At 60.5% G+C, this 478-nt stretch carries 1 pseudogene; it reads left to right on the top strand.

The window, feature by feature from the left end:
• Nucleotides 1-478: pseudogene (gltB, locus tag BK660_RS31115) on the top strand (glutamate synthase large subunit); the annotation flags it as partial.

Raw genomic sequence — 478 nt, 5'->3', positions numbered from 1 at the left:
CTCGATGCACATGGAGCCGTGGGACGGCCCGGCCGGCGTGGTCATGACCGACGGTCGTTACGCGGTGTGCCTGCTCGACCGTAACGGTCTGCGCCCGGCGCGCTGGGTCACCACCACCAACGGTTTCATCACCCTCGCCTCGGAAATCGGCGTGTGGGACTACAAGCCTGAAGACGTGATTGCCAAAGGTCGTGTCGGTCCTGGCCAGATCTTCGCTGTGGACACCGAAACCGGGCAGATCCTCGACACCGATGCGATCGACAACCGTCTGAAATCCCGTCATCCGTACAAGCAATGGCTGCGCAAGAATGCCCTGCGCATTCAGGCGACCATGGAAGACAACGACCACGGTTCGGCGTTTTACGACGTCGATCAGCTCAAGCAATACATGAAGATGTATCAGGTCACGTTCGAAGAGCGCGATCAGGTCCTGCGTCCGCTTGGCGAGCAAGGCTACGAAGCCGTTGGCTCGATGGGC

The organism is Pseudomonas brassicacearum (genome assembly GCF_003732265.1).
GTDB lineage: Bacteria > Pseudomonadota > Gammaproteobacteria > Pseudomonadales > Pseudomonadaceae > Aquipseudomonas > Aquipseudomonas brassicacearum_D.
This window is presented reverse-complemented; position numbering and strand designations above follow the sequence as displayed.